Annotated in this window: 2 protein-coding genes; both read right to left on the reverse strand. The window is 67.3% G+C overall.

Annotation, left to right across the window (positions count from 1 at the left end; translation table 11 throughout):
* Positions 1 to 1,551, reverse strand: a 1,551-nt coding sequence (locus tag ACFP2T_RS28735) for a condensation domain-containing protein (protein ID WP_377427034.1), incomplete at its 3' end; no start/stop codon positions are given.
* A gap of 1 nt (position 1,552) precedes the next feature.
* Positions 1,553 to 2,462, reverse strand: a 910-nt coding sequence (locus ACFP2T_RS28740) for a condensation domain-containing protein (protein WP_377427037.1), incomplete at its 5' end; no start/stop codon positions are given.

A 2,462-nucleotide genomic window follows, 5' to 3' on the forward strand; every position in this document is an offset into this window, starting at 1 on the left:
CCCGGTCAGGTACCGGGCGAGCCGGTTCGCCCGCTGGTCCAGCTCCGCGTAGGTCAGCACGTCCGCACCGCAGCGCACCGCGACCACGTCCGGTGACGCCGCGACCTGTGCCTCGAACAACTCCGGCATCGTCTGGTCGGGAACCCGCACCGCCGTGTCGTTCCACCGGCCGACGACCAGTGACCGTTCCGCGTCGTCCAGGACCTCGATATCGCTGAGCCGCAGACCCGGATCCGCCGCCACCTGCTCCAACACCCGCACCATCCGGTCGACGATCGTCTGAGCCGCCCGCTCGTCGAAAAGGTCCGGCCGGTAGTTCAACCGCATCTTGAGACCGCCGCCCGGGCTCACCACCAATCCCAGCGGGTAGTTGATCGACTCGCGTACGCCGACCTCGGTGATCCGCAGACCACCTGGTCCGCCCCCTTGCCCATCGGCCGGCGGCTGTTCGGTCGAGTCCGGCGCCTTCTGGCCGGTCACACCGGAGCCGAAGTTCTCGAACGCCATCATGGTGTCGAAGACACCGCCCGGACCGGCCAGGCGCTGAATCTCGCTCAGACTCAGGTACTGGAAATCGACCAGTCCTGTCTGTTGCGCCTGCAACTCCTCCAGCATCTGCGTGACGGTCTGCTCCGGCGAGAACCGGACCCGTACCGGGACGGTGTTGATAAACAGTCCCACCATGTTCTCCATGCCGGACAGATCCGCAGGCCGACCGGCGACCGACGTACCGAACACGACGTCGCGGCGCCCGGTCAGTTGGCCGACCACGACGGCCCAGGCCGCCTGCACGACGGTGTTCAGCGTCAGCCCGTTGGTCCGGGCCAACTCCCGCAACGCGGCATCCACCTCGCTGCCTGTCGTTGCCCTTACCACGCCGCTGAACGCCTGTGCCGCCCCGTGATCGAAGACTGGGGCTACCAGGGTCGGCTCGTCCACACCGGCCAACGCCGCCCGCCACGCGTCCCGCGCTTCCTGCTCGTCCTGGCGGGCGAGCCATTCGAGATACTCCCGGTACGGCGTCACCATCGGCAGCCCGGCCACGCTGCCGCCGGCCTCATAGGCGCTCCAGAACTCCCGCATCAACACTTCCAGGGACCAGCCGTCCAGCAGGATGTGATGCAAGGTCACGACCATTCGGTACCGGTCGGCACCGAACTTGATCAGCAGCAGCTTCATGAGTGGCGGCACCGCCAGGTTGAACCGCTGGGACTGTTCCTCGACCGCGATCCGTTCCGCCTCGGCCTCGGCCGCGTCCCCGGCCAGGTTCGAGAGGTCCTCCTCCCGCCACGGCAGCGCGACCCGCCGCATGATCAACTGGACTGGCGACCCCGAGCTGCGACGCTGGAAACAGGCGCGCAGGCTCTCATGCCGATCGAGCATGCCCTGCCAGGACGCCCGCAACGCCCCGACATCGAGATTCCCACCCAAACCCATGACCAGCTGTTCCACGTACACGTCCGTGCCCTGGTCGTCATACTGCGAGTGGAAGAGCATTCCCTCCTGCAACGGCGACAGCGGCCAGACCCCGACCAGCGCTGACTTGCTCATATCAGGCTCCTTCTTCGATCTGCTTCGCTGCCGCCTCGAACTCGTCCAGCTCGTCCTGGCTGAGTTCCATCAGTGGGAAGTCGGAGGGTGTGTAACCGCCTCCGCCGGAATCGGCGGTATGAGTGGCCAGACCAGTGAGCATCGCGGCCCAACCGTCCAACAGCGCCTGAACGTCGGACTCCGCAAACAAGTCGGCTGGCCACGACATGACCAACATCAGCTGCGGGCCCTCCGCCAGATCGTGGACGGCGCCCGTCACCTCCAATGGATGCATGACCGGCAATTGGGCGTCGGTATCGCCCAGCCCCTGGGCCACCGTCTGCCACATCCGCTGGTCTGCCTCACCGGCTCCGCCGCTGGCGAAGCGGCCGAGGTAGTTGAAGCCGATCTGTGGGGTGGGCAGGTTGGCGAGTTGTGGTGCGGTGTCGGGGTTGAGGTACCGCAGCAGGCCGTAGCCGAGGCCGTCGCCGGGCACGGCACGCAGCAGTTCCTTGATGCGTTTGATGGCTCGGCCGGCGGCGGGGCCTCCGGCTCGTACCTCGGTGAAGTTGACCGCCCCGGGGTCGAGCCGGACCGGATAGCTGTTGGTGAACCAGCCGACGGTGCGGGACAGTTCCACCCCCTCGGCCAGCGGGATACGTCCATGGCCCTCGAGGACCACCAGCAACCCACCACCACCGTCCTGACCCTGCCGACGACGCCATTCGGTGACGGCGGTGGCGAGGCCGGTCAGGAGTACGTCGTCGATACCGGCGTGGAACGCTGTCGGGACCGTGGTCAGCAGTGCGGTGGTGACGTCGATCGGTACGGTCACCGACAGGCGGCGGGTCGTCGCGCCCACGTCCTGGGTAGGGTCGATCGGTCGGGTGGTCAGTAGCGGGTCCGGGGTGTCGAGGATCCGGATCCAGTTG

It is taken from the genome of Plantactinospora solaniradicis (assembly GCF_042658085.1).
Lineage (GTDB): Bacteria > Actinomycetota > Actinomycetes > Mycobacteriales > Micromonosporaceae > Plantactinospora > Plantactinospora solaniradicis.